This window comes from Stenotrophomonas sp. NPDC077421 (genome assembly GCF_049545505.1).
Taxonomy (GTDB): domain Bacteria; phylum Pseudomonadota; class Gammaproteobacteria; order Xanthomonadales; family Xanthomonadaceae; genus Stenotrophomonas; species Stenotrophomonas nematodicola.
Genome location: NZ_JBMWDP010000001.1, coordinates 186,996 through 208,433 on the forward strand (window position 1 = coordinate 186,996; position 21,438 = coordinate 208,433).

General features: G+C 67.6%; 24 protein-coding genes and 2 tRNA genes. 18 read left to right on the forward strand and 8 right to left on the reverse strand.

Features of this window, described 5'->3' with window-relative positions; all coding sequences use genetic code 11:
• Positions 1 to 84: 84 nt before the first annotated feature.
• From yegS to ACPEH1_RS00855, 7 genes are all read left to right on the forward strand, one after another.
• Positions 85 to 1,017, forward strand: a complete 933-nt coding sequence (yegS, locus tag ACPEH1_RS00825) for a lipid kinase YegS (RefSeq protein ID WP_136004612.1) — start codon at positions 85 to 87, stop codon at positions 1,015 to 1,017.
• Positions 1,018 to 1,184: 167 nt separating this feature from the next.
• Positions 1,185 to 2,660, forward strand: a complete 1,476-nt coding sequence (trpE, locus tag ACPEH1_RS00830; protein ID WP_312710092.1) for an anthranilate synthase component I — start codon at positions 1,185 to 1,187, stop codon at positions 2,658 to 2,660.
• 60 nt (positions 2,661 to 2,720) lie between these two features.
• Entirely contained in the window at positions 2,721 to 3,503 is a 783-nt protein-coding gene (locus ACPEH1_RS00835; RefSeq protein WP_423715071.1) for an SIMPL domain-containing protein, read from the forward strand.
• A gap of 2 nt (positions 3,504 to 3,505) precedes the next feature.
• Positions 3,506 to 4,084: an anthranilate synthase component II gene (locus tag ACPEH1_RS00840; RefSeq protein WP_017354538.1), complete on the forward strand. Its 579-nt coding sequence runs from the start codon at positions 3,506 to 3,508 to the stop codon at positions 4,082 to 4,084.
• Positions 4,085 to 4,116: 32 nt separating this feature from the next.
• Positions 4,117 to 5,154, forward strand: coding sequence for an anthranilate phosphoribosyltransferase (gene trpD, locus ACPEH1_RS00845; protein WP_017354539.1), 1,038 nt, complete (start codon positions 4,117 to 4,119; stop codon positions 5,152 to 5,154).
• A 74-nt stretch (positions 5,155 to 5,228) separates the two neighbouring features.
• Positions 5,229 to 6,032: an indole-3-glycerol phosphate synthase TrpC gene (trpC, locus tag ACPEH1_RS00850; protein WP_017354540.1), complete on the forward strand. Its 804-nt coding sequence runs from the start codon at positions 5,229 to 5,231 to the stop codon at positions 6,030 to 6,032.
• A complete protein-coding gene (locus ACPEH1_RS00855) occupies positions 6,029 to 6,742 on the forward strand; it encodes a haloacid dehalogenase-like hydrolase (protein WP_017354541.1) in 714 nt (237 codons plus the stop codon). The genes trpC and ACPEH1_RS00855 overlap by 4 nt, the downstream gene beginning before the upstream one ends.
• A gap of 46 nt (positions 6,743 to 6,788) precedes the next feature.
• Here ACPEH1_RS00855 and ACPEH1_RS00860 read toward each other — a convergent pair whose 3' ends face one another.
• Both ACPEH1_RS00860 and crp read right to left on the reverse strand, forming a co-directional pair.
• Positions 6,789 to 7,550, reverse strand: coding sequence for a sulfite exporter TauE/SafE family protein (locus tag ACPEH1_RS00860; RefSeq protein ID WP_136004603.1), 762 nt, complete (start codon positions 7,548 to 7,550; stop codon positions 6,789 to 6,791).
• A gap of 74 nt (positions 7,551 to 7,624) precedes the next feature.
• Positions 7,625 to 8,290, reverse strand: coding sequence for a cAMP-activated global transcriptional regulator CRP (gene crp / locus ACPEH1_RS00865; RefSeq protein ID WP_017354543.1), 666 nt, complete (start codon positions 8,288 to 8,290; stop codon positions 7,625 to 7,627).
• Positions 8,291 to 8,460: 170 nt separating this feature from the next.
• Between crp and speD the strand changes: the two genes are divergently transcribed.
• Both speD and ACPEH1_RS00875 read left to right on the forward strand, forming a co-directional pair.
• Complete coding sequence (gene speD, locus ACPEH1_RS00870; protein ID WP_017354544.1) at positions 8,461 to 9,255, forward strand: adenosylmethionine decarboxylase; 795 nt, start codon at positions 8,461 to 8,463, stop codon at positions 9,253 to 9,255.
• 208 nt (positions 9,256 to 9,463) lie between these two features.
• Positions 9,464 to 9,781: a DMT family transporter gene (locus ACPEH1_RS00875; protein ID WP_136004601.1), complete on the forward strand. Its 318-nt coding sequence runs from the start codon at positions 9,464 to 9,466 to the stop codon at positions 9,779 to 9,781.
• Positions 9,782 to 9,818: 37 nt separating this feature from the next.
• On the opposite strand, the gene coq7 is transcribed toward ACPEH1_RS00875, so the two are convergent.
• Positions 9,819 to 10,463, reverse strand: coding sequence for a 2-polyprenyl-3-methyl-6-methoxy-1,4-benzoquinone monooxygenase (coq7, locus tag ACPEH1_RS00880; RefSeq protein WP_017354547.1), 645 nt, complete (start codon positions 10,461 to 10,463; stop codon positions 9,819 to 9,821).
• Between the two features lie 183 nt (positions 10,464 to 10,646).
• Here coq7 and rplM point away from each other — a divergent pair, with 183 nt between their 5' ends.
• Positions 10,647 to 11,075 carry a 50S ribosomal protein L13 gene (gene rplM, locus ACPEH1_RS00885; protein ID WP_017354548.1) on the forward strand — a complete coding sequence of 143 codons (429 nt, stop codon included), beginning with the start codon at positions 10,647 to 10,649 and terminating at the stop codon, positions 11,073 to 11,075.
• Between the two features lie 2 nt (positions 11,076 to 11,077).
• Positions 11,078 to 11,470, forward strand: a complete 393-nt coding sequence (gene rpsI / locus ACPEH1_RS00890) for a 30S ribosomal protein S9 (RefSeq protein WP_017354549.1) — start codon at positions 11,078 to 11,080, stop codon at positions 11,468 to 11,470.
• A gap of 243 nt (positions 11,471 to 11,713) precedes the next feature.
• Here rpsI and ACPEH1_RS00895 read toward each other — a convergent pair.
• Positions 11,714 to 11,788, reverse strand: a tRNA-Gln gene (locus ACPEH1_RS00895).
• A gap of 50 nt (positions 11,789 to 11,838) precedes the next feature.
• A tRNA-Met gene (locus ACPEH1_RS00900) sits at positions 11,839 to 11,915 on the reverse strand.
• Positions 11,916 to 12,035: 120 nt separating this feature from the next.
• Between ACPEH1_RS00900 and ACPEH1_RS00905 the strand changes: the two genes are divergently transcribed.
• From ACPEH1_RS00905 to bfr, 3 genes are all read left to right on the forward strand, one after another.
• Positions 12,036 to 12,653 (forward strand): RNA pyrophosphohydrolase, encoded by a 618-nt coding sequence (locus tag ACPEH1_RS00905; protein WP_017354550.1) that lies wholly within the window; start codon positions 12,036 to 12,038, stop codon positions 12,651 to 12,653.
• A gap of 109 nt (positions 12,654 to 12,762) precedes the next feature.
• The gene (locus tag ACPEH1_RS00910) at positions 12,763 to 12,972 is read left to right on the forward strand and encodes a (2Fe-2S)-binding protein (RefSeq protein ID WP_026070525.1); all 210 of its coding nucleotides are present in this window, start codon (positions 12,763 to 12,765) and stop codon (positions 12,970 to 12,972) included.
• 146 nt (positions 12,973 to 13,118) lie between these two features.
• Positions 13,119 to 13,589 (forward strand): bacterioferritin, encoded by a 471-nt coding sequence (gene bfr / locus ACPEH1_RS00915; protein ID WP_017354552.1) that lies wholly within the window; start codon positions 13,119 to 13,121, stop codon positions 13,587 to 13,589.
• Between the two features lie 19 nt (positions 13,590 to 13,608).
• Here bfr and ACPEH1_RS00920 read toward each other — a convergent pair whose 3' ends face one another.
• From ACPEH1_RS00920 to ACPEH1_RS00930, 3 genes are all read right to left on the reverse strand, one after another.
• The gene (locus tag ACPEH1_RS00920) at positions 13,609 to 15,909 is read right to left on the reverse strand and encodes an ATP-binding protein (protein ID WP_423715105.1); all 2,301 of its coding nucleotides are present in this window, start codon (positions 15,907 to 15,909) and stop codon (positions 13,609 to 13,611) included.
• 53 nt (positions 15,910 to 15,962) lie between these two features.
• Positions 15,963 to 17,822: an EAL domain-containing protein gene (locus ACPEH1_RS00925; protein ID WP_017354554.1), complete on the reverse strand. Its 1,860-nt coding sequence runs from the start codon at positions 17,820 to 17,822 to the stop codon at positions 15,963 to 15,965.
• Positions 17,823 to 17,889: 67 nt separating this feature from the next.
• Positions 17,890 to 18,531, reverse strand: coding sequence for a DUF4126 domain-containing protein (locus tag ACPEH1_RS00930; protein ID WP_017354555.1), 642 nt, complete (start codon positions 18,529 to 18,531; stop codon positions 17,890 to 17,892).
• 184 nt (positions 18,532 to 18,715) lie between these two features.
• Between ACPEH1_RS00930 and ACPEH1_RS00935 the strand changes: the two genes are divergently transcribed.
• The 4 genes from ACPEH1_RS00935 to nudC are packed head-to-tail and all read left to right on the forward strand — an operon-like array spanning position 18,716 to position 21,322.
• A complete protein-coding gene (locus ACPEH1_RS00935) occupies positions 18,716 to 19,450 on the forward strand; it encodes a DUF6776 family protein (RefSeq protein ID WP_017354556.1) in 735 nt (244 codons plus the stop codon).
• Between the two features lie 6 nt (positions 19,451 to 19,456).
• Positions 19,457 to 19,921 (forward strand): bactofilin family protein, encoded by a 465-nt coding sequence (locus ACPEH1_RS00940; RefSeq protein WP_017354557.1) that lies wholly within the window; start codon positions 19,457 to 19,459, stop codon positions 19,919 to 19,921.
• Positions 19,922 to 19,967: 46 nt separating this feature from the next.
• Complete coding sequence (erpA, locus tag ACPEH1_RS00945; protein ID WP_017354558.1) at positions 19,968 to 20,357, forward strand: iron-sulfur cluster insertion protein ErpA; 390 nt, start codon at positions 19,968 to 19,970, stop codon at positions 20,355 to 20,357.
• Positions 20,358 to 20,416: 59 nt separating this feature from the next.
• Positions 20,417 to 21,322 carry an NAD(+) diphosphatase gene (gene nudC, locus ACPEH1_RS00950; RefSeq protein WP_017354559.1) on the forward strand — a complete coding sequence of 302 codons (906 nt, stop codon included), beginning with the start codon at positions 20,417 to 20,419 and terminating at the stop codon, positions 21,320 to 21,322.
• Positions 21,323 to 21,438 lie beyond the last annotated feature (116 nt).

A 21,438-nucleotide genomic window follows, 5' to 3' on the forward strand; every position in this document is an offset into this window, starting at 1 on the left:
CTTTCCCACGCGTGATCGCGGCGTTCACCGCCCCCGACACAGCGCACTGCTAGCCTGCGCCTCCCTGATCCGTGGAAGTGCTGCATGCGTGGCAAGCGATGGCGTCTGATCCTGAACGGCAAGTCCACCGGCAATGCCGAGCTGCGCGAGGCGGTGCACGCGCTGCGTGAGCGCGGGGCCACGCTGGAAGTGCGGGTGACCTGGGAAGAGGGCGATGCCGAGCGCTATGTGGCCGAGGCGATCGCGCACGGCGTGGACACCATCATTGCCGCCGGCGGCGATGGCACGCTCAGTGAAGTGGCCGAAACGCTGGCGCACCGGGACGAGGATGCCGATGCGCTGCCGTCGCTGGGTCTGGTGCCGCTGGGCACCGCCAATGACTTCGCCACTGCGGCGGAGATTCCCGACGACCCCGAACAGGCGCTGGCACTGATCGAGCATGAGCCGCCGCGCCCGGTGGACCTGTTGCGCATCGACGCCGACGGCGAGCGCTGGTGGTGCGCCAACGTGGCCAGTGGCGGCTTCGGTACCGAGGTCACCGTGGATACCGACGAGGGCCTGAAGAAGATGCTGGGCGGCCTGGCGTACCTGGTCACCGGCATTTCGCGGCTGGGCCGCATCGAGCCGATCCAGGCGCGGGTCCGCGCGCCCGGCTTCGACTGGGAAGGGGGCTTCATTGCGCTGGGGGTCGGCAACGGTCGCCAGGCCGGGGGCGGGCAGGTGCTGTGTCCGGACGCGCACATCGACGATGGCCTGCTGGACCTCACCCTGATTCCCGAGCTCAGCGGCGAAGTCGCGTCCACCTTCACCGCGCTGGTCACGGGCGGCAAGCGTGGCGCGCTGGAACAGGTGGCCGAACGCGTCCAGGCCCCCTGGGTGGAGATCGAGGCGGCCCAGCCGCTGACCCTGAACCTGGATGGCGAGCCGGTCCGTGCCCGCCGCTTCCGCATCGACTGCGTGCCGGGCCGGGTCCGGCTGCACCTGCCGCTGGACAGCCCGCTGCTGTCGCGGCGCTGACCTTCATGGCGGCGCCGGGTTCCATCCGGTGCCGCCAATGCGGTACAGTCGCCGCGTGTCCATTCTGACGACCCCGCATTCCCTTTCTTCCGCTCGCCGCTGGTGGCGATGGTGGCCTGTTGCCGTCGTCCGTCCCGCCACCGCCGTTTCCCGGAAGGAAAGTCGTCTTGATCACGCTCGAGCAGTTCCAGCAGCAGGCCGCTGAAGGCCACACCCGCATCCCCGTCGTCCGCGAAGTGCTGTCCGACCTGGACACGCCGCTCTCGGTCTATCTGAAGCTCGCCGACGGCCCGCATACCTACCTGTTCGAATCGGTCGAAGGCGGCGAACGCTTCGGGCGCTACTCCATCATCGGCCTGCCGGCGCGCCGGGTGTATGCCTTCCACGGCCACACCCTGACCGTCAGTGAGGCCGGCCAGGTCGTGGAAACCCGCGAAGTCGCCGACCCGTTCACCGAGGTCGAGGCGCTGCGCAGCGCCCACTCGGTGCCCAAGCTGGCGGGCCTGCCGGGCTTCACCGGTGGCCTGGTCGGCTGGTTCGGCTTCGAGTGCATCGGCTACATCGAACCGCGCCTGGCACCGCCGCGCGGCCGCGACGAGCTGGGCACCCCGGACATCCTGCTGCTGCATTCCGAAGACCTGGCGGTGTTCGACAATCTCAAGGGCCGTCTGTACCTCATCGTGCACGCCGACCCGGGCCAGCCCGGGGCGTGGGACGACGCACAGGCCCGGCTGGATGCGCTGGTGGCCAAGCTGCGCGCGCCCGGCGCGGGCTATCCCGCGCCGATCACCCGCGACGTGCTCGACGAGAACGATTTCGTGTCCGGCTTCACCCGCGACGGCTTCATTGCCGCGGTCGACAAATCCAAGGAATACATCCGCGCCGGCGACATCTTCCAGGTGGTGCTGAGCCAGCGCCTGAGCGTGCCGTTCAAGGCGCGCCCGGTGGATGTGTACCGCGCGCTGCGGGCGCTCAATCCGTCGCCGTACATGTACTTCCTGGATACCGGCGATGTGCAGGTGGTGGGCTCCTCGCCTGAAATCCTGGTCCGTCTCCAGGACGGCGAAGTCACCGTGCGCCCCATTGCCGGTACGCGCCCGCGTGGCGCCACCGTGGAAGAAGACAACGCGCTGGAAGCCGAACTGCTGGCCGATCCGAAGGAACGTGCCGAGCACCTGATGCTGATCGACCTTGGCCGCAACGATGCCGGTCGCGTTTCCCGGGCAGGCACGGTGGAAGTGGGCGAGCAGTTCGTGATCGAACGCTACAGCCATGTCATGCACATCGTCAGCGAAGTCACCGGCCAGCTGCAGCCCGGCCTGAGCTACGCCGACGTACTGCGAGCGACCTTCCCGGCCGGCACCGTCAGCGGGGCGCCGAAGATCCGCGCGCTGGAAGTGATCCGCGAGCTGGAGCCGATCAAGCGCAACGTGTATGCCGGCAGCATCGGTTACATCGGCTGGCACGGCGACGCCGATACCGCGATCGCGATCCGTACCGCCGTGATCAAGGACGGCCGCCTGCACGTGCAGGCCGGCGCCGGCATCGTCTACGACTCCGATCCGGGCAAGGAGTGGGACGAGACCATGAACAAGGGCCGCGCGCTGTTCCGCGCCGTTGCGCAGGCTGCCAAGGGCCTGTGAGTTCCTCTGCCGTGGCGCATGCCACGGCGTCCGCTGCATCATCCAGACAAGGAATACCGCATGAAGCTGCTGAGCGCATTGCTGTTGTCGACGACACTGGCCGCCGTCGCCCCTGCGTGGGGCCAGGCCAACACCATTCCGTCGCAGCCGCATCTGCTGGTGAAGGGCAGCGCCACCCGCACGGTGATGCCGGACCGCTTCACGGTGAAGGTCGAACTGGAGTCGGTCGACATGCAGACCGATGTCGCCCGTGCCCGCGTGCAGGCCAATGCCGAACGCGTGCTGCAGCTGTTCGCCCGGCACGGTGCCATCGAGGGCACCGTGAGCGCCGCCAATCTGCGCATTGCCCCCTCCACGCGCTATCGCAACGATGAGGAGGTGTACAACGGCACCGCCGCCAGTCGCGACCTGAAGGCGGAATTCGCCGATGCGCAGGCGCTGAAAGCCTTTCTCGGCGATCTGAAAGCCAGCCGCGAGGTGCAGGTCAGCACCGCTGAACCGACCTACTCGGGCGAAAGCCGCCTGCGGGGTGAACTGAAGGCCGAAGCCGCCGCGCAGACGCGCGAATCGGCCAAGGGCCTGGCCGGCGCGTACGGCACGAAGATCACCGGCCTGTACAGCATTTCCGACGTCGCACCGAACTTCGCCTATGGCGTGCAGGCCGGCACCTGGGGCACGGCCGTCCGCGATGGGTTCGGCGGCGGCGAAAGCACAACGCTGGACAAAATAGCCGTGACCGGATCGCGCTACCGCGCGGCGTCGGGCGGCGAGCTGCTCACCGCCGCGCCCATCACGTACACCGAGAACGTGTACGCCATTTTCCTCATCCAAGACGGACCCTGACCATGTTGTTGATGCTCGACAACTACGACAGCTTCACCTACAACCTCGTGCAGTACCTGCAGACGCTGGGCGCCGAGGTCAAGGTGGTGCGCAACGACGCGCTGAGCGTCGATGAGATCGCCGCGCTTGCCCCCGAGCGCATTGTGATCTCGCCCGGCCCGTGCACGCCCAACGAGGCGGGCGTGTCGCTGGAACTGATCCGCCGGCTGGGCCCGACCACGCCGATCCTCGGCGTCTGCCTGGGCCACCAGAGCATCGGCCAGGTGTACGGCGGTGATGTGATCCGCGCCGGCACCATCATGCATGGCAAGACCTCGCCGATCCGGCATGAAGGCAAGGGCGTGTTCGCCGGCCTGCCGGACCGCTACCAGGCCACGCGCTACCACTCGCTGGTGGTGGACAAGACAACGTTGCCGGCATGCCTGGAAGTGACCGCGTGGACCGAGAACGAGGATGGCACGGTCGAGGAAATCATGGGCCTGCGGCATCGCGAGCACCCGGTTGAAGGTGTGCAGTTCCACCCCGAGTCCATCCTCACCGAGCACGGCCACGCCCTGCTGAAGAATTTCCTGCAGCGCTGAGCGCGCCGCCCCCGCACCGCAAAGGACCCCACATGACCTTCTCCCCCCAGGAAGCCCTGCAGCGCACCATCGAGCACCGCGAAATCTTCTTCGACGAAATGGTCGATCTGATGCGCCAGGTGATGCGTGGCGAGGTGTCGCCGGTGATGACCGCGGCGATCCTCACCGGCCTGCGGGTCAAGAAGGAAACCGTCGGTGAGATCGCCGGTGCGGCCACGGTGATGCGCGAGCTGGCACTGGCGGTGCCGGTCGAGGACCGCACCCACCTGATCGACATCGTCGGGACCGGCGGCGACGGCTCGCACACGTTCAACATCTCCACCTGCGCGATGTTCGTGGTGGCCGCCGCCGGGGCCAAGGTGGCCAAGCACGGCAACCGCAGCGTGTCGTCCAAGTCCGGCAGCGCAGACGCGGTCGAGGCGCTGGGCGCGATCATCGAACTGCGCCCGGAAGAAGTGGCCCGTGCGATCAGCGATACCGGCATCGGCTTCATGTTCGCGCCGATGCACCATCCGGCGATGAAGGTGGTCGCCCCGGTGCGCCGCGAAATGGGCGTCCGCACCATCTTCAACATCCTCGGTCCGCTGACCAACCCGGTGGGCGCCACCAATGTGCTGATGGGCGTGTTCCACCCCGACCTGGTCGGCATCCAGGCGCGCGTCCTGCGCGAGCTGGGGGCCGAGCGCGCGCTGGTGGTGTGGGGCCGCGACAACATGGACGAGATCTCGCTCGGTGCCGGCACGCTGGTGGGCGAGCTGCGCGACGGCAAGGTGCGCGAGTACGAGATCCATCCCGAAGACTTCGGCATCGCCATGTCGGCCAGCCGCAACCTCAAGGTGGCCGACCCGGCCGAATCGATCGCGATGCTGCGCGGGGTACTGGACAACCAGCCGGGCCCGGCGCTGGACATCGTGGCGCTCAATGCCGGTGCGGCGCTGTACGTGGCCGGCGTGGCCAACAGCATCGCCGATGGCCTGGCCCGCGCGCGGGCGGTCATTGCCGATGGCAGTGCGCGGCTGCGCATGCAGCAGTACGTCGAGGCCACCCACCGCATCCGCGCCGGCGGCTGAGCCGTTTTCGCTCCCTGTTTCACGCATTGCCCGCGCCTGGCCGATAATGGCCGGCCTGAAGGACCCCGACCGACATGAGCGACAAGAGCGACATCCTCGACACCATCCTGGCCCGCAAGGCCGACGAAGTCGCCGCGCGCCGTGCCCAGGTGCCGCTGGAGGCGCTGATCGCCCGGCTTGAGCAGGCCCCGCCGGTGCGCGGCTTCGCCGATGCCCTGCGTGCCTCGATCGCCGCGGGCAACCCGGCGGTGATCGCCGAGGTCAAGAAGGCCAGCCCCTCCAAGGGCGTGATCCGCCCGGACTTCCATCCGGCCGACATCGCGGTGAGCTACGAGTTCGGCGGTGCCAGCTGCCTGTCGGTCTTGACCGATGTGGACTTCTTCCAGGGTGCCGACGCCTACCTGCAGCAGGCCCGTGAGGCCTGCACGCTGCCGGTGCTGCGCAAGGACTTCGTGATCGACCCCTACCAGGTGTACGAGGCGCGCGTGCTCGGCGCCGACTGCATCCTGCTGATCGTGGCCGCGCTGGACGACCGCCAGCTGGCCGAGCTGTCCGACCTGGCCATGCAGCTGGGCATGGATGTGCTGGTTGAAGTGCACGACATCGATGAACTCGAGCGCGCCCTCCAGGTGCCGGTGCCGCTGGTGGGCATCAACAACCGCAATCTGCGCACCTTTGAGGTGTCGCTGCAGACCACCCTGGACATGCGCCAGGCCGTGCCGCGCGACCGCCTGCTGGTCACCGAGAGCGGCATTCTCGGCACGGATGACGTGCGGGTGATGCGCGAGGCGGGTATCCACGCCTTCCTGGTCGGCGAAGCCTTCATGCGCGTCGAAGAGCCCGGCGAGGGCCTGCGTCAGCTATTCTTCAGCGCATGACTGCGATCTACCCAACGCCGCGCGACGACGCCCCGCTGGTGGTCTTCGATTTCGATCACACCCTGTACGACGGCGATTCGGGCAGCCACCTGTTCGCCTCGCTGATCAAGCGCAACCCGCTGCGGCTGCTGGCCGCGCTGCTGGTCACGCCGATCGCCGGGCCGCTGGTGGCGATGCTGCCGACCCGGCGCGCCGGCATCTCGGTGTATGTGTGGATCGCCACGTTCGGCCTGCACCGCGCGCGCGAATTCAACCGCGTGATCGACGCCTACGTGCTCAAGCATGAGCCCGAACTGCGCGCCAAGCTGCTGCCGAAGGCGCTGGACGTGTTCGCCCGGCACCGTGCCAATGGCGATCGCGTGGTGGTGGCCACCGGCGCCCCACCGGAACTGGCGCGCGCGATCCTGGCCTTCGTCGCCCACCAGGGCGTGCCGGTGATCGGCAGCGAAGTCGGGCCGCGCCTGGGCGCGGTAGGTGCCACCCGCCACTGCCACAACGAAGAGAAGATGCGCATGCTGCGCGAGCGCGGCTATGGCGACATCGACATCGCCTACTCGGACAGCACCGCCGACCTGCCGCTGCTGCTGGCGGCCAAGGCGCCGGTGGTGGTCAATCCGAAGGTGTCGCGCGTGGCGTATTTCCGCCAGGTGCTCAAGCCCGGCACGCCGATCCTCAACTGGGGCTGCGAGGACCGCGGCGGCGACCGGTAGGGCGCATCGACCAACGGTCGACACCTGCCCGTGCTGCGTCGGTCGCTTACGCTCCCAGCCACCCGTGCACGGCGTGGCCGATCTGGAACAGGCTGATCGCCAGCACCAGCACGCCCACCGCCACCAGCACCCAGCGCTCCTTGACCTTCTTCACCAGCAGCGCCGCGACTGGCGCGGCCATCATGCCGCCGACCAGCAGGCCGGCGACGATGTTCAGGTACTGCAGGCCCATCGAGAGCAGGAAGGTGATCGACACCGCCAGGGTGACCACGAACTCGGCCGCGTTGACCGTGCCGATCGTGGTGCGGGCCTGGCCCCCGCGGGCCAGCAGGGTGGAGGTGGCCACCGGCCCCCAGCCGCCGCCGCCGCTGGCATCCAGCAGGCCGGCCACAAAGCCCAGCACCGGCACGCGCTTGACCTCCCGTGTCGGCATCAGCCGCCCGGCTGCGCGCAGCAGGATGAAGACCGCCAACACCAGCAGGTAGGCATAGATGAACGGGCGGATCACGTCTCCGGGGAGCTGGGTCAGCACATAGGCACCGAGCACGCCGCCGACCGCACCGGGCAGCGCCAGGCGCAGGAACAGCCGGCGATCCACGTTGCCTGCCACCAGGTGGGAGACCCCGGAGGCCCCGGTGGTGAAGACTTCGGCGGTATGGATGCTGGCGCTGACCGCAGCCGGTGGCAGGCCCATGCTGAGCAGGACCGAGGAGGACACCAGCCCGAAGGCCATGCCCAGGGCGCCGTCGACCAGCTGCGCGCCGAGGCCGATCAGGATGAACCAATAGAATTCGCTGCCAGGCTCCATCCGCCCAGCCTAGCCTGAACGGGTGAAAGGTGCGGTAGTGCCGGCTGCGGGCCGGCACCCAGCGTCTGCCGGGCTCATCGGGTGCCGTAGAGGACGACCGTCTTGCCGCGGGCGTGAAGGAGCCCGTCGCTCTGCAGCTTCTTGAGCACGCGGCCGGCCATTTCACGCGAGCAGCCGACCAGGCGTGCCAGTTCCTGGCGCGAGACGCGCAGCTGGGTGCCTTGCGGGTGGCTCATGGCCTCCGGCTCGCGGGACAGGTCGTGAAGGGTGCGCACGATGCGGTCGGTGACGTCCAGGAACGCCAGGCGGCTGGCCTTGCGGCTGGTGTCGAGCAGGCGCTTGGAGATCTGCTGGCCGATGGCATACAGCAGCCGCGGCGCATCGGTGGACAGCGGGCCCAGGAACAGCTGGTGGAGGCGCTCGTAGCTGATTTCGGCCAGTTCGCACGGGGTCCGGGTGCGCAGGATGACCTCGCGCCGGTCCGATTCCACGAACAGGCCCATTTCCCCCACGAACTCCCCGGAGCCGAAATAGCCCAGGACCAGCTCACGGTCGTCATCTTCCTCGGCAATTATAGAAACAGAGCCGCTGATCACGTAATAAAGGGTGCCTGCGGGGTCCCCCGGCCGGAAGACGTCCGTGCGGGCAGGGTAGCGACGGCGATGGCTGTGGGCCAGAAAGCGGTCGATGGTGGCGATATCCAGGGCCAATGGACTTGTGGCAAGGCGCACAGATGACACGTTACGGCGCTCCCTTTGCTCATGAACAATTCACGGCTATGTCCCGGCAGCTTAACGATCACAATTGTTAAGGGCAAACAAAGCACAGGCAAACCTTTCAATGCAAGTTTCGCCCCCGATCACTTTGCCCCATAATTGTTCCTTTCCCACCACACACAGGATCGACCGCCGTGGTCAAGCCGTTGCCTCGCCTGAGGTTGCAGGGTTTCAACAACCTCACCAAGGCGCTGAGCTTCAACATCTATGACGTGTGTTACGCGCGCACCGAAGAAGAGCGTCAGCGTTACATCGAATACATTGATGAAGAGTACAACGCCGATAGGCTTACTCAGATCTTGACCGATGTCGCCGAGATCATCGGCGCCAACATCCTCAACGTCGCGCGCCAGGACTACGATCCGCAGGGCGCGTCGGTGACGATCCTGATCTCCGAAGAACCGGTGATCGACAAGAAGCTGGCCGGCAAGGAGCTGATCTCCGACGCCGTGGTCGCGCATATGGACAAGAGCCACATCACCGTCCATACGTACCCGGAAACGCATCCGCAGGAGGGCATCGCCACGTTCCGCGCGGACATCGATGTGGCTACCTGTGGCGTGATTTCGCCGCTGAAGGCGCTGAACTACCTGATCGAGAGTCTGGAATCGGACATCGTGATCATGGACTACCGCGTGCGTGGCTTCACCCGTGACGTGAAGGGCAAGAAGCACTACATCGATCACAAGATCAACTCGATCCAGAACTTCCTGGCCAAGAACATCAAGTCGCGTTACGAGATGTTCGACGTCAACGTCTACCAGGAAAACATCTTCCACACGAAGATGCACCTGAAGGACTTCGACCTGGACCAGTACCTGTTCGAGGAAAAGGCCAAGAACATCTCGTTCAAGGAACGCATGAAGATCGAAGCGCTGCTCAAGCGCGAGATCGAAGAGCTGTTCCACGGCCGCAATCTGTCCGAGTAAGACCCAGCGACCGCGTCCGGGGAGTCCCCGGACGCGCCGCAGAAGGCGGGACGGCCCGCCCTGTGGAACATCCGGATCTGCGCAGATTCGTGTTCCACGGATGCAACCCGACGACGGTCCGGTGTGAAAACACCGGGCCGTTGTGCGTTTTTACGGCCGCCTCGCGGGGCGACCGGTATCTGTTCTGTTCATGATGAGGAGTACCCCCATGCCCTGGATCTATCTGCTGCTGGCCGGCCTGTTTGAAATCGGGTTCGCCCTGGGCCTGAAGTACAGCGATGGCTTCACCAAGCCCTGGCCGACCGTGGCCACCATCATTTCGGCGGCGATCAGCCTGTATCTGCTGACCCAGGCACTGCGGACCATCCCGGTCGGCACCGGCTATGCGATCTGGACCGGCATCGGCGCGCTGGGCGTGGCCACGCTGGGTATTTTCCTGTTCGGCGACAGCGCGTCGCTGCCGCGCCTGGCCTGCATCGGCCTGATCGTGGCCGGCGTGATCGGCCTGAAGCTCGTTTCCGGCTGAGGTTGCCCCACCGGCGCCAGGCCGCTGCCGAGGGGCCTTACAGCCGGTAGGCGATGGTCTTCATGACCTTGGATGCCAGCGCCATCACGCCCGGAATCGGCGGGGGCAGCGTGCGGGCGCCGGCATGCTCGGCGTGGTCGGCATGGCGGGCCTCGTCGATTTTCATCACCTTGAGGATCTCGCGGCTGCGCAGGTCTGCCGGCGGCAGGGTGTCCAGGTGTTCGTCCAGGTGCGCTTCCACCTGGCGCTCGGTCTCCACCACGAAGCCCAGGTTCCAGCCGTCCCCACGCAGGCCGGCCAGGGTGCCGATGGTGTAGCTGCCGGCGTACCAGATCGGGTTGAACAGGCTGGGACGACTGTCCAGCTCGCGCAGGCGCTGCGCGCACCAGGCCAGGTGGTCGGTCTCTTCCTGGGCGGCGTCCAGCAGGTGGGCGCGGGTCTGCGCCTCGCGGGCGACGGCCGCCTGGCCGAAATACAGGCCCTGGGCGCAGACCTCGCCGACATGGTTGATCCGCATCAGGCCGGCGGCATGCCGGCGCTCGCGGTCGTCCATCTGCACGTCCGGGGTCGCCGCGGCCGGATACGGGCGGCTGGCCGGCGGATTGCCGAACACCGTGTCCAGCGCGCGTTGGGCTTCGGTGAGCAGGTGGTCGAGCGGGGTGGTCTGGCGGATCGCGGTCATGCGGGGGAGAGGCGTCGCGGCGGGGGTGGTTGATTCTCGCCCCCTGGGGCCGATGTGCCAAGCCGCGTGGCGGGGCGGCTTGCATGTGGCAGGAAGGGCCAGTACAATCCCGCCTCTTCACAACGCGTGGCAGAGTTCCGGCCGTTCAGCGCCGCAATGAGCCCGACCTACTTGAGTTCTTTCATGAGCACTTTCACTGCAAAGTCCGAGACCGTCCAGCGCGACTGGTATCTCGTCGACGCTTCCGGCAAGACGCTTGGCCGTCTGTCCACCGAACTGGCCCGCCGTCTGCGCGGCAAGCACAAGCCGGTTTACACCCCTCACGTTGATACCGGTGATTACCTGGTTGTCATCAATGCAGAAAAGATTGCCGTCACCGGCAACAAGCTGCAGGACAAGCTGTACCACCGCTTCACTGGCTACATCGGCAACCTGAAGACCGAAACTCTGGCCCAGGCGCTGGAGCGCCACCCGGAGCGTGTCATCGAGACCGCCGTCAAGGGCATGCTGCCGAAGGGCCCGCTGGGCCGCGCCATGTACCGCAAGCTCAAGGTGTACTCGGGTTCCGAGCACCCGCACGCCGCTCAGCAGCCTCAGGTTCTGGATATCTAATCATGGCTATCACGCAAAACTACGGCACCGGCCGCCGCAAGTCCTCCACCGCCCGCGTGTTCCTGCGCAAGGGCGCCGGCAACATCACCGTCAATGGCCGTCCGCTGGACGAGTTCTTTGGCCGTGAGACTGCACGCATGATCGTGCGTCAGCCGCTGGAACTGACCAAGAACACCGAATCGTTCGACATCATGGTCACCGCCGCTGGCGGCGGCACCACCGGCCAGGCCGGTGCGATCCGCCTGGGCATCGCCCGCGCGCTGGTCGAGTACGACGAAACCCTGAAGTCCGAGCTGCGCAAGGCTGGCTTCATGACCCGTGACGCCCGTGAAGTCGAGCGTAAGAAGGTCGGCCTGCACAAGGCACGTCGCGCCACCCAGTTCTCCAAGCGCTGATCCATCGCGCCTGGTGTGGGATCCCTCGGGATCCCCCTGGGAAAAGCAAAAGCCCGGCTTCGGCCGGGCTTTTGTCGTTCTGGATGACGGGGGGTTGCGGGTCGCTGGCCGGCCACCAGGGGTTGCCTTCGATGTCCATGATGCGCCGGTCGCGGGCGGCAACCGGAACGTGCTGCCGATATTGCCCATTCAATGCGCACAAAACAAAAGGCCTGATCTTTCGATCAGGCCTTTTGTCATATTTGGCTGCCCCGGATGGATTCGAACCACCGAATGCCTGAGTCAGAGTCAGGTGCCTTACCGCTTGGCGACGGGGCAATATGTGCGTGCAAGTATTGCACTTTTTCCCTACAAAACCAAGCAGAACTTGGTGGCTATGGGTGGACTCGAACCACCGACCCCAGCATTATGAGTGCTGTGCTCTAACCGGCTGAGCTACATAGCCTAGGGAGCCGGTAATTCTGGAGATGTATTCGGAATCTGTCAACACTTTTTCACCGTGCTTGTGAGTGGGCAGCCACCGTGGCACAGTCCCGGCCAGTAGATTTTTCTAGGAGTCCGCATCGTGATCGATCCGGACGGCTATCGACCGAACGTCGGCATCGTGCTGATGCGGCAGGACGGGCAGGTGTTCTGGGCACGACGTGTGCGCCGGGATGGCTGGCAGTTCCCGCAGGGCGGCATGAATACCGATGAGACGCCGGTGGAAGCCATGTATCGCGAGTTGCAGGAAGAAACCGGGTTGTTGCCCGAGCACGTCGAAGTGCTTGGTGCCACGCCAGGGTGGCTTCGCTATCGGTTGCCGGCACGGGCCATCCGCCGCAATGAACGTCAGGTCTGCATCGGCCAGAAGCAGGTCTGGTTCCTGCTGCGCCTGGCCGGCGACGAATCCCATGTGAAGCTGGACCACACCGACAGCCCCGAGTTCGATCAGTGGCGGTGGGTGGATTTCTGGTACCCGGTCGAGCACGTGGTGATGTTCAAGCGGGGCGTCTATGCGCGCGCGCTGCGGCACCTGGCGCCCCTCGCGCGGGGAGTGGCAGGGACCGGGGTGGAATCGATGCCCAAGACCGCACAGGAGGCCTGGATGCCGGGCAATGCGGCGGGCCATGACCGGCCCCGCAAGCGGTTGCCGAAGCGGGGCTACTGGCCGCGCAAGGCCAAGGGCGAGCCCGGGGCCTGACCCGGTACACTGAACCGTATCGAGAATGATTCAGCTTCGAAATTGACAACCATTCTCGTTTCGATTGGAATGGCGGCAGGCCATCCCGGCCTGCCTGCCGAGTCCGCACGTGTACGTCTGCATCTGCAATGGGGTAACCGACCACCAGATCCGCGAAGCCGCCCATAGCGGTGTCGCCAGCGTGTCCGAACTGACCATGCGCACTGGCTGCGGCGCCACCTGCGGTTCCTGCCTGGACATGGCGGCGGACCTGCTGGCCAAGGCCCGGGCCACCCACGACCTGCCGCTGCCGGTACTGGGTCTGGCGCAGGTCGCCTGACCGCGTCCGCCAGGCCGCGGCCTGGCTCCTCACGCACCTTCTCCACGCCGCACACACGCCCGCGCAACTGGGGTTGATTCGCGTTCCTTCATGAGTCGCCGCGAAGCGCTACAGTGCGCGCGTTTCCACGCAGCAGGAGCACGCTCATGAAGGGCGACGCCAAGGTCATCGAATTCCTCAACAAGGTCCTCTACAACGAGCTGACCGCGATCAACCAGTACTTTCTGCACGCCAAGATGCTGAAGAACTGGGGCCTGAAGGAGCTGGCCGACCACGAGTACAAGGAATCGATCGAAGAGATGAAGCACGCGGACATCCTGTCCGACCGCATCCTCTTCCTCGAAGGGCTGCCGAACTTCCAGGCGCTGGGCAAGCTGCGCATCGGCGAGAACCCGCGCGAGATCCTGCAGTGCGACCTGGCGCTGGAGCGCGATGGCGTGGTCACGCTGCGCGAGGCGGTGGCGTATGCCGATTCGATCGCCGACTACGTGAGCCGCCAACTGTTCGTGAAGATCCTCGAATCCGAGGAAGAGCACATCGACTGGCTGGAAACCCAGCTGGATCTGATTGACCGTATTGGTGAGCCGAACTACCTGCTGACCAAGATCGAGGACTGAGCTGCCGGCGGCACGCGCCTCAGTGACCCTGGGGAGCGTGCAGGCGGGCCAGATACCCGCCCAGCGCGATGCGGGCGCGGGCGAATTCCGCGATGAGCAGCGCCACGGCCACGGCCGGGCGCTCCAGCGTGCCGGCGCGTGCGTCGTGTTCGATCCGGCGCGCGGCCGCCGACAGCGCCAGTGCACCCACATTGGCGCTGGCCGACTTGAGGCTGTGCGCGAGCGCGCGCAGTTCGGGCAGGTCGGCTGCCACCGAGGCTTCCTGCAACTGGCGGATCAGTGGCGGCGTATCGTCGAGGAAGACGCCGATGATCTGCGCAGTGCCGGCGCCGATCACCTCCAGCAACTCATCCAGCACCTGGGCATCAAGGACGGGCAGGGCGGCGGACTCTTCGGCCGGATCGGCCGCGATGGCCGACAACAGCGCCGCGTCATCTTCCCAGGCCTGGGGCACGTCGGCCGGCGGCGCGATGGCGACGACGGCGTCCCCGAGCGATGCACGCGGCGCGTGCCAGCGCAGCAGGCAGGCCTGCAATGACTCGCGCTGGATGGGCTTGGAGAGATAGTCATCCATCCCGGCCTGCAGGCAGCGCTCGCGGTCGCCGGCCATCGCGTTGGCGGTCATCGCCACGATCGGCAGGCGCGCGGCATGGCTGCCGGCTTCATGTTCGCGCCAGCGCCGGGTTGCGGTGTACCCGTCCAGCACCGGCATCTGGCAATCCATCAGCACGATATCCACGGCATGCGCGTGCAGGTGGCGCAGCGCCTGTTCGCCGTCCTGGGCGGTGCTGACCTCGCAGCCCAGCACCTGCAACAATCGCTGCGCGACCAGCAGGTTGACCGTGTTGTCCTCCACCAGCAGCACGCGCAGGCCGAGCGGCGACTCGCTGGGCGTGGCCGGGGCCGGCGCGGCATCGGCCAGCAGCGGCGCCGGGCGTGCCGAGGCGGCCTGGGGGCGCAGCAGCGCATGCAGGGCGGTGTCGGCGGCCTCACGTGGCAGGGCGTGTGCCTGGACCATCAACGCGGCGCCGGGTGGCTCCTGACCGTGCAACCACAGCAGCTTCACGGGGGGCGTACGCACACCGTGGACCACTTCGCGATGCAGCGCCGCCGCACTGTGGCGCACCGCGTCGAGATCGGCGATTACCCATGCGAGGGTCGGGTCGATGCCCGGGCGCTGCGGCGCGCGCAATGCGTCCACTGCATCGGCGGCTGATTCCATCGCGTGCAGGCGGATGTCGTGGTGCTCGAGCACGCGCTCCAGCCGCTGGCGCTGCAGCGGGTCGCGACCGACCAGCAGGGCACGGGTGACGGTGATGCCTGCGGCGGGCAGGTCGCCCAGCACCTTGAGCAGGGGAATCTCGCACCAGAACGTGGCGCCGCGCCCGGGCGTCGAGCTGACCCCGATGCGGCCGTGCATCAGGTCGATGATGCGCTTGCAGATCGCCAGCCCCAATCCGGTGCCGCCGTACAGACGGGTGGTGGAGGCATCGGCCTGGCTGAAGGACTGGAACAGCCGCGCCTGCAGGGCTTCGTCGATGCCGATGCCGCTGTCCACGACCTCGAAGCGCAACTGGTGCTGGGCGTTGGTTTCGCCCTGCCGCAGGACGCGCAGCCGGATCTGGCCGCGCTCGGTGAACTTGATGGCGTTGACCAGCAGATTGCTCAGCACCTGCCGCAGCCGCACCGGATCGCCGCGTACCGACAGGCGCACTGCCGGGTCCAGCTCCAGCGAGACGCGCAGGCCTTTGGGCTCGGCCGCGCGCTGCATCAGCTGCACCAGCCCGTCCAGCAGCTCGCGCAGGTTGAAGGTGGTGATCTCCAGGTCCAGGCCGTTGGCCTCCAGCCGGGAGTAATCGAGGATGTCGTCGACGATGCGCAGCAGCTGCTGTGAGCTGGCCGTGGCGGTCTGCAGCATCTGCCGCTGGTCGCTGCCGAGCTGGCCACGCGCGATCAGGTCCAGCATCGGCAGAATGCCGTTGAGCGGGGTGCGGATCTCATGGCTCATCGTGGCCAGGAACTCGCCCTTGGCCAGGGCGGCGGCTTCGGCGGCCTGTTTGGCGGCGAGCAGCTCCTGCTCCAGCAGCTCCTGCTGCTGCATCCGCTGCTGGATACGGTCGCGCTCCTCGCCCAGTGCGTCGCTCTGGCGCTGCAACCGGGCAAGGCGGTCCTGCGCATCGCGCCAGCGATGGACGCCGACGATGGCCGCACCCAGCGTCAGCGCGGCGGTGGCGGCTGCGATGGCGGCCCACGGGCCGTTGGCACCGGCCACGGTCATCGCACTGGCGGTGGCCGACAGGGCCGCGGACATCGCGGCGATCCACAGGGCCACCGGCACCTGCAATGGCGTTGCCCGTCCGTGGGGCGCCATGATCACAACGCCGCGTTGTGGAAGTCGAAGTTCAGGTCGCTGCCCGCCGACTGCACCATGTTGCCCTGGATGAAGTCCACGCCGCCCATCCACATCGCGGCGGCGGCCTGCGGGTCTTCGATCTGCTGGCCGATGATCTGCAGGCCGGCACGGTGCGCCATCTCGATCGCCGCCCGCAGTTCGTCACGGGTCGTCTGGTTGGCGTGGCTGCTGGAGAAGCGCGCGGCCATGCGCACGAACGCGATCGGCAGCTGGGTAAGCAGCGCATTGGCCTCGCTGCCAGGCTCGAACTGGCTCAGGCAGAAGCGCACGCCGGCCGCGCTCAGGCGCAGGCAGAACTGCTGCAGGGTGACGGTGTGGATCAGGGCATCGGGCAGGCGCACATCGATCACCACCGCATGGCCCGGGAGCTGGCGCTGCGCCAGCGATTCGAGCAGCCAGTCGGCGAAGGCGTCGCGCGCCAGCGTACGCAGCGACTGCGACACGAACAGGTGCAGCGGCTGGGTGGCATGGCGGTACAGATCGAGCAGGCCCAGCGCATGGTCGAGCACCTGCTGGTCGAGGTCGGCGATGCGCCCGGCCGCTTCGGCCGCCGGGATCACCTGGCCGGCGGCCAGAACGGTGCCGTCGGCCTGGCGCAGGCGCAGCAGCACCTGGTACTGCGCGGTGTTGCCCCCGGCCACGGCCACGATCGGCTGGTAGGCCAGTTCCAGCTGGCCCTCGAGCAGGGCCAGGTGCTCCTGTGCGGCAACGTCCTCGCGACGCACGTAGGCGGCGATGCCGGCGCTGAGCAGGCGGGCCTGCAGCGTGGTGCGCTCGACCGCTTCCAGTGCGCTGCCCGCATCGGCGAAACCGGGCGAGAGCTGGGCGTGGCCGACCACGCCGCGCAGGTGCACCGACTCGTCGTCGCGGATCACGAACGCGCGGGCCGACAACTGCTCGCGCAACGCGTGGGCCAGGCTGTCCAGATCGTCTTCATCGATGCCGCGTGCGAGGACCAGGAAGCTGTTGTCGTTCAGGCGTGCCAGCAGGTGCGGTTGGGCGGCATCGGCCAGGCGTTGTCCGGCCTGCACCATCAGGCGCTCGAACGCGGCATAGCCATAGCGCTCGCGCAGGCCCAGCGCGCTGGCGATTTCAATGAAGTACAGGCCGCCACGGTCGCGGTGCGACAGCGACGCCGCCAACTGCTGCATCACGTGGTGGCGCGTGGGCAGGCCGGTCTCGGGGTTGTTCATGGCCGGCGCGCCGTGCGCACCCGGCAGCGTGGCGGCCTGTGCCCTCGCGCGGCGGATGCGGTTGGACACCGCCGCGATCAGATGACGTGGCCGGATCGGCTTGCTGAGGAAATCGTCGGCGCCGCTGTCCAGCACCTCGAACTGGCGCTCCGGGTCGGGATCGCCACTGAGGAAGACGATCGGCAGCAGCTGCTGGCCAGGCTGCTGGCGGATCAGCGCGGTCAGGCGCATGCCGTCCAGGCCGGGCAGGTGGAGGTCCATCAGGATCAGGTCGGGGCGGTGTTCGGCGATGGCCTGCTGCACGCCTTCCGCATCGGCGTGGACCAGTGCTTCCATGCCCGCGCCATGCAGCACGCTCTGCGCGAAGAGCGCCTGCGAACGGTCGTCCTCGACAATCAGCACGCGGTAGGGAGCCTCGGCGGCCAGCGGCAGTGCGTCGGGTTCGACCGGGTGCAGCGGCGGCGTCGCTGCGCCCGGCCCGCCGGCAGGCATCAACGGCACCACGTTGCTGGGCAACGGTGGGGGTGCCGAAGCGCCCGGCGCATCGACCCAGCGCTGCCAGTGATCGGCGGGCGGGGTTTCGGCGCGCGTGGCGCGGGCGGATGCAGCGTTGTCGTTGACGGCCATCGGTACTCCCAGTGTGCGTCGCAATTATGCGACGAACCATCGCGTTGGTTGCGCGTCGCCCTGGCCGTCAGCCACCTGGCCCCGGGGGCAATACGCCGGGATGTGCGCTGCTGCCCGTTTTGTCGGCGGGCTGACCGAGCAGCCAGCGCATGCCACGCCACAGGGCGCGCCACACCCACCACACGATCAGCGCCCCGATCAGACTGCAGGCGATCACCACGATCAGCGCCAGCCACGGATGCGCCAGGGCCAGTGCAAGGCCGCCCACCACCACGGTGTCTTCTGCCGCCGAGGCGATCCAGTTGCTGGCCGGCTCGGGCGAGGTGTTCAGCAGGGCGCGGGTGCCGGCCTTCAGGCCGTGGCTGGCCAGCGCGACCCCGGCACCGGCGGCCAGGGCGGTGCCGCTCAGCTCACCGTTGGGCGAGAGCGTCGCGGCGGCCAGGAAGGCGCCCGCCGGCACCCTGGCCAGGGTCTGGACCAGGTCCCAGGCCGAATCCACCCCGGGAATCTTGTCGGCGAAGAACTCGGCGATGGCCAGGGTCGCCGAGGTCCCCAGCACCCAGTACGACTCGGTGGCCTGCAGCGCGGGGGGCAGTTCCACCCACCCGAGCAGCCCGGCCAGGCCGACGCCGAACACGGTCAGGTACACCCGGATGCCGGCCAGCCAGGCCAGCAGGATGCCGATCACAAACAGATGGGCGTCGGTCACGGCACGTGCTCCCGCTGCGAAATGTGCACAGGGCCACACTATCGTGGATGACGACGATGAACGCCACCGCCGCCTGTCCCGCCGGGTGGGGGAATTGGCGGCGTCCTGACTTACACTAGCCCGTCGATCGTTCCAACAGGGGCCGTGGCGGTGTCGCCGGACAGGCGGCGCAGCGGAAACAGCCATGAACAACCGCACACCTTCCCGTATCCAGATCCGACTGCCGGGCCGTCCGCCCGTGCAGGACCGCAAGCGCCTGCTGGTGCTGGGCGGCATCTGGCTGCTCAGCCTGGTCCTGGCCGTGCTGGCCGGCCGCTGGCTGGGCGCGCCGCATGGCGATCCCGGTCGCCAGCTCGATGCCGCCGAGGCGCGAGCCGAGACGCTGCAGAAGCAGGTGGTGGAGCTGCAGCAGCGGCAGGCCACGCTGCAGGCGTCCGACCGCATCAGCCGCGCGGCCAACACCGAAGTACAGGCCTCGCTGGCCGAGCGCGACGAAGAGATTGCCGGCCTGCGCGCCGATGTGGCGTTCTACGAGCGCCTGGTGGGCGCCACCAGCCAGCGCAAGGGCCTGAACACCCACTCCATTGAATTTTCCCCGGAAGCCGGCGGCACCTGGCAGTACGCCGTGGTGCTGACCCAGAACCTCAACCGGGGCGCCATCAGCCAGGGCCAGATGCGGTTCTCGGTGGAAGGCGTGAAGGGCGGAAAGCTGACCACGGTCAGCTGGGACGAGCTGCACCAGCGCACCAAGGTGCCGGGCCAGGACTATTCCTTCCGGTACTTCCAGCAGCTCACCGGCAGTGTGATCCTGCCGAAGGACTTCACCCCGCAACGTGTGCGGGTCACGCTGGGCAGCGCGGGGGGCGTTACCCAGGTATTCGATTGGAAGCAGGCGGGGACGCCGGCGAAAGGGGAGTAAGCATTCATGTTCGGAAGCAACAAATCCAACCGCGATGGTCATCTGGTGGTGGACGCCCTGATCGGCGCCCAGGTGGTGATCCGCGGTGACGTCGAGTTCAGCGGTGGCCTGTATGTGGAAGGCACCATCCTGGGCAAGGTGATCGCCCAGGACGGCGCGGCCAACGCCACCCTGACCGTGGCCGAGCACGGCACGATCGAGGGCGAGATCCGCGCCCAGGTGGTGGTCATCAGCGGCCGCCTGGACGGCGATGTGCATGCCACCGAGCGGGTCGAGCTGACCCCGACCGCCCGGGTCACCGGCAACATCCACTATCAGGTGGTGGAAATGAACGCCGGCGCGCAGCTGACCGGCCGCCTGATCCACGCCAGCGCGCCGCAGATGGCCCTGCCGCCCCCGGCCGACGAGGCCCCGGCCGGCAACGGCAAGGACGGCAGCGCCCGCAGGAAGCTGGCCGAGGCGATGGCCTGAAGGGCCTGCGCTTGAAACCGTGCTCATGCACCCCCATGCTGGTGGCATGAGCACGCTTGTTTCCCTGCCCGGCGCCCCCGCCGCCGCGCCGAACTACCAGTCGCTGGACCGTCCGATGAACTTCACCGAAGCCGCCGCGGCCAAGGTCAAGGAACTCATCCAGGACGAGGACAACGCATCGTTGGCCCTGCGGGTGTACATCCAGGGCGGCGGCTGTTCCGGGTTCCAGTACGGGTTCGAGTTCGACGAGAACCGCGCCGACGACGATCTGGCCGTGCAGACCAACGGCGTTACGCTGCTGGTGGATCCGTTGAGCCTGCAGTATCTGATGGGCGCCGAGGTGGACTACACCGAAAGCCTCACCGGTGCGCAGTTCGTTATCCGCAATCCGAACGCGAAAACCACCTGCGGGTGCGGCAGCAGCTTCAGCATGTAATCCGCGCCCGGGTGCCGATGCCGCTTGCCAGTATCGGCGAATGTGGGCAGGCTCTTCGGATGTCCAGACTTCCTTCGCAGCTTTCCGGTTTCGCCTTTGTGAGCGAACCGTTGGAGCGCGCCGATCCGCTGCGCGATGACGCCGATGCGTTGTCGCGGCTGTGGCCGGACGCGCGCATTCTCGTGCTCGACCAGGACGGCACCGCGCTGGCCGGCGATGACGGCCAACCCCTCGCGCTGACCGGTGCGCAGGTCGGTGGTGGCCCCGGCACGGCGATCTTCCTCGGCCTGCGCGGGCAACAGGCCTGGTTCTCGATGGAAGCGGCGGCGGTGGATGTCACCGCGCCGCAGCGCGTTGACCTGCGCCAGTCGGCCGTGACCTGGTCGGCCGCCGATGCCAGCGCGTTCTGCTATGCCCGCGGCATGTCCTATTGGCAGTCGCGCACGCGCTTCTGCGGCGTGTGCGGCGGCGGCATCACCTTCTCGCGCAGCGGCTTCATCGGCCGTTGCGGCCAATGCAGCACTGAGCATTACCCGCGGGTGGACCCGGCGGTGATCGTGGCGGTGGAAAACCAGGGCCGCCTGCTGTTGGGCCGGCAGGCCAACTGGGCGCCGCGCCGCTATTCGGTGCTGGCCGGCTTCGTCGAGCCGGGCGAGTCGCTGGAGCAGACGGTGGTGCGCGAAGTGTTCGAGGAAAGCCGCGTGCGCGTGCGCGACTGCCGTTACCTGGGCACCCAGCCGTGGCCGTTCCCTGGCGCCTTGATGCTGGGCTTCAGCGCAACCGCCGAGGACGACGTACCGACCGTGGACGGCGAGCTGGAGGACGCGCGCTGGTTCACGGCCGAGGAAGTGGGGGCGGCCCTGGCGCGCGACGTGCACGACGATGGCGAGGGCATCCGCCTGTCGCCGCCGATTTCCATTTCGCGCAGTCTGATCGAGCACTGGTACCGGCAGCAGGTGGCCTGATCCCGCCGGGCGTTGCCGCTGGCTGAACACGTGCCGGCGTACATTACCAACGGCCCGGGGAATTCCCCGGGCGCAGGGCATAGTAGCGGCGCGTTCCAGAACCCGAGCCGGAGGCT

Bases quoted from the DNA above. Each gene is read 5' to 3' on its own strand.
- ACPEH1_RS00875 (WP_136004601.1), top strand. From the start codon at position 9,464: ATGCCCTGGATCTATCTGCTGCTGGCCGGCCTGTTTGAAATCGGGTTC.
- coq7 (WP_017354547.1), bottom strand. From the start codon at position 10,463: ATGACCGCGATCCGCCAGACCACCCCGCTCGACCACCTGCTCACCGAA.
- ACPEH1_RS00940 (WP_017354557.1), top strand. From the start codon at position 19,457: ATGTTCGGAAGCAACAAATCCAACCGCGATGGTCATCTGGTGGTGGAC.
- bfr (WP_017354552.1), top strand. From the start codon at position 13,119: ATGAAGGGCGACGCCAAGGTCATCGAATTCCTCAACAAGGTCCTCTAC.
- ACPEH1_RS00840 (WP_017354538.1), top strand. From the start codon at position 3,506: ATGTTGTTGATGCTCGACAACTACGACAGCTTCACCTACAACCTCGTG.
- rplM (WP_017354548.1), top strand. From the start codon at position 10,647: ATGAGCACTTTCACTGCAAAGTCCGAGACCGTCCAGCGCGACTGGTAT.
- trpC (WP_017354540.1), top strand. From the start codon at position 5,229: ATGAGCGACAAGAGCGACATCCTCGACACCATCCTGGCCCGCAAGGCC.
- trpD (WP_017354539.1), top strand. From the start codon at position 4,117: ATGACCTTCTCCCCCCAGGAAGCCCTGCAGCGCACCATCGAGCACCGC.
- yegS (WP_136004612.1), top strand. From the start codon at position 85: ATGCGTGGCAAGCGATGGCGTCTGATCCTGAACGGCAAGTCCACCGGC.
- ACPEH1_RS00835 (WP_423715071.1), top strand. From the start codon at position 2,721: ATGAAGCTGCTGAGCGCATTGCTGTTGTCGACGACACTGGCCGCCGTC.
- ACPEH1_RS00855 (WP_017354541.1), top strand. From the start codon at position 6,029: ATGACTGCGATCTACCCAACGCCGCGCGACGACGCCCCGCTGGTGGTC.
- erpA (WP_017354558.1), top strand. From the start codon at position 19,968: ATGAGCACGCTTGTTTCCCTGCCCGGCGCCCCCGCCGCCGCGCCGAAC.
- ACPEH1_RS00860 (WP_136004603.1), bottom strand. From the start codon at position 7,550: ATGGAGCCTGGCAGCGAATTCTATTGGTTCATCCTGATCGGCCTCGGC.
- ACPEH1_RS00925 (WP_017354554.1), bottom strand. From the start codon at position 17,822: ATGGCCGTCAACGACAACGCTGCATCCGCCCGCGCCACGCGCGCCGAA.
- rpsI (WP_017354549.1), top strand. From the start codon at position 11,078: ATGGCTATCACGCAAAACTACGGCACCGGCCGCCGCAAGTCCTCCACC.
- nudC (WP_017354559.1), top strand. From the start codon at position 20,417: ATGTCCAGACTTCCTTCGCAGCTTTCCGGTTTCGCCTTTGTGAGCGAA.
- ACPEH1_RS00935 (WP_017354556.1), top strand. From the start codon at position 18,716: ATGAACAACCGCACACCTTCCCGTATCCAGATCCGACTGCCGGGCCGT.